We start from the raw sequence: 2,387 nt of genomic DNA on the forward strand, positions 1-2,387 counted from the left end.
ACGTAAGCGAACGCCCATCCCCATCTGTTTTTTCCGGTAAAGGGTTTGGATCTTTGCCGTCATGAAAGATTTTCAAGCTGTTTCCCCTAGGGATTACTACCGTTCCCTGTATGAAGACTGGAAGGCCAGCGGCATCTCGGTCGGCGTATTCTGCCGCCAGGCCTCGGTCAAGTATGCCACTTTCCGGTACTGGTCCAAAAAATTCGCCCGGGAAGATCAAAACCTTCCCGGTTTCACCGAGCTGCGCCTCAATGGCGCCGAATCCGCACCCGTCGCGGTGCTGAGCTTTCCCAACGGGGCCAGCATTTCCTTTATCCGTCTGCCGGACACCGGCTGGCTCAGGGAGCTGATCGGCTGATCCATGCTGTCACTTTCCTCTTCGGCACGGTACTTTCTCTACCGGCATCCGGTGGACATGCGCTGCGGGATCTATTCGCTGGCCGGACTGGTCCAGAACGACCTTGGCATGGATCCCCTTTCGGGCGACGTGTTCATCTTCATCGGCAAGCGCGGCAACCAGCTGCGCCTGCTCCAGTGGGATACGGACGGGTACGCCCTCTACAGCAAACGGCTGGAATCGGGCACTTTCGAGCGTCCGACAGACGGGAAACTGCTCATAACTTCACGGGAGCTGAGCCTTGTCCTGCAGGGCGTGAAGCTGGCTTCCGTACAGCTTAGAAGGCGGTACGAGAGGAGTGTTCAAGCTTAAAAAAAAGACGAAAAACCATCTAAAAAATCGCCCCAAAAACGCTGTAAAGTCACTTTTTGTGTTTATTTTTATATTATGAACACAGCCGTACCGGACTACAGAACGCTCTACCTTGAAAGCCAAAAACAGCTGGCCGAAAGCAGGCGCATGCTCCTGGAGGCCGAGTACAAACTCCAGCTTGCGCTCCTGGAGGCCGCCGAACTGCGGGCCAGGAGGTTCGCATCCGGGCAGTCCGACAACCGGGTTACCGGGCAGCTGGGCCTGTTTCCCCTGGGCGCATCCCAAGCCGATGTACTGGCCTCCGAAAAGCTCACCGCCCAAGAGGCAGAACAGAACAACCTGGAGCAGGACATGCAGGGAAAAAGGCGCGTGAAGGCCGCCGCGGGCCGTCCCCGAATGGCGTTTCCCGAATCCCTGGAGCGCGAGGTTGAGATCATAGATCCTTCCCGGGATCTGGAAGGCTACAAAATCATCGGACAGGAGGAGAAGGAGATATTGGTGATGGTGCCGGCCAGTTTCAAGGTCCGCGTGATCGTCCGCAGGAAATGGGCCCTCACCGACCCCTCCCAGACCGACAAAAAGGGCGTACTCATCGCCCCCATGCCCTCCAGGACCGTCGGCAGGGGACTGTTCGACGAATCCGTGCTGGCATACCTGCTTACCTCCAAGTTCGTCGACCACCTTCCCCTGTACAGGCAGCGGCAGATGTTCGGCAGGATAGGGCTTGACATCCCCGCCTCCACGCTCATCGACAACACCAACGCGGCCTGCAGGGTACTCACCCCCCTCTATAAAGCCCTCCAACGGGAGACCCTGGCCAACCTTTACCTGCAGGCGGACGAAACAAGGATGGAGGTGCTCGAAAACGGCGCGAAAAAGGGATCCACACACCGGGGGTACATGTGGGCCTACCACGCCCCCGCGGACGGGCTGGTATTCTTCGACTACCGGCCCGGCAGGAACAGATCCGGCCCGGCGGAAATACTGGCAAACTATACCGGGGTGGTCCAGACAGACGGCTATGAAGTCTACCAAAGCCTGTTCGGCGACAACAGGGCCGTAAAACACTATTATTGCATGGCCCATATCCGCCGAAAATTCGACGAGGCCGCCGCTTACGACAGGGAGCGGGCCACCTGGGCGGTGAGGCAGATCGCCAAACTGTACGCGGTGGAAAAACAGATCAGGGAGGCCCAGCCTCCCCTGTCGGAAAACCTTGTCGTCGAGAAGCGCGTGGCCGAATCCCAGCCCGTGCTCAGCGAGCTCCGCGGCTGGATGCTCGCCGAGTATCCAAAGGTACTGCCTTCCTCCCCGATTGGAAAGGCAATCGCCTATGCGCTCCCGCTCATGGACAGCATGAAGCTGTACACCCTCCACGGTCAGCTGCAGATCGACAACAACCTTATAGAAAACGCCATCAGGCCGATCGCGCTGGGACGGAAAAACTACCTGTTTGCGGGCACCCACGCAACAGCCCAGAACGCCGCAATGGTCTACTCCCTGTTCGCCACCTGCAAAAAGCACGGAGTCAATCCCCATGACTGGCTGCTCGATGTGCTCAGGAAAATGAACGACCCAGCCTATGAAGGGAAATTCTCCGACCTGTTGCCCCACAGGTGGAAAATTGGCCAAGGAACCCCAGCCTAATTATTGATAGGGGGATGGGCGGTTGCTTACA

General features: G+C 58.0%; 3 protein-coding genes. All 3 read left to right on the forward strand.

The features are described from left to right. The first annotated feature begins 61 nt into the window (after positions 1-61). On the forward strand, positions 62-358 hold the full coding sequence (gene tnpA / locus IAQ59_RS21750) for an IS66 family insertion sequence element accessory protein TnpA (RefSeq protein ID WP_209332962.1): 297 nt from the start codon (positions 62-64) through the stop codon (positions 356-358). A 3-nt stretch (positions 359-361) separates the two neighbouring features. Further along, positions 362-709 carry an IS66 family insertion sequence element accessory protein TnpB gene (gene tnpB / locus IAQ59_RS21755; protein WP_209332963.1) on the forward strand — a complete coding sequence of 116 codons (348 nt, stop codon included), beginning with the start codon at positions 362-364 and terminating at the stop codon, positions 707-709. Between the two features lie 75 nt (positions 710-784). Continuing rightward, a complete protein-coding gene (tnpC, locus tag IAQ59_RS21760; protein ID WP_209332964.1) occupies positions 785-2,356 on the forward strand; it encodes an IS66 family transposase in 1,572 nt (523 codons plus the stop codon). Positions 2,357-2,387 lie beyond the last annotated feature (31 nt).

Source organism: Lunatimonas salinarum (assembly GCF_017811155.1).
GTDB classification, from domain to species: domain Bacteria; phylum Bacteroidota; class Bacteroidia; order Cytophagales; family Cyclobacteriaceae; genus Lunatimonas; species Lunatimonas salinarum.

Excerpts from the sequence above, each read along its gene's own strand:
- tnpA (WP_209332962.1), top strand. The coding sequence starts at position 62 with ATGAAAGATTTTCAAGCTGTTTCCCCTAGGGATTACTACCGTTCCCTG.
- tnpB (WP_209332963.1), top strand. The coding sequence starts at position 362 with ATGCTGTCACTTTCCTCTTCGGCACGGTACTTTCTCTACCGGCATCCG.
- tnpC (WP_209332964.1), top strand. The coding sequence starts at position 785 with ATGAACACAGCCGTACCGGACTACAGAACGCTCTACCTTGAAAGCCAA.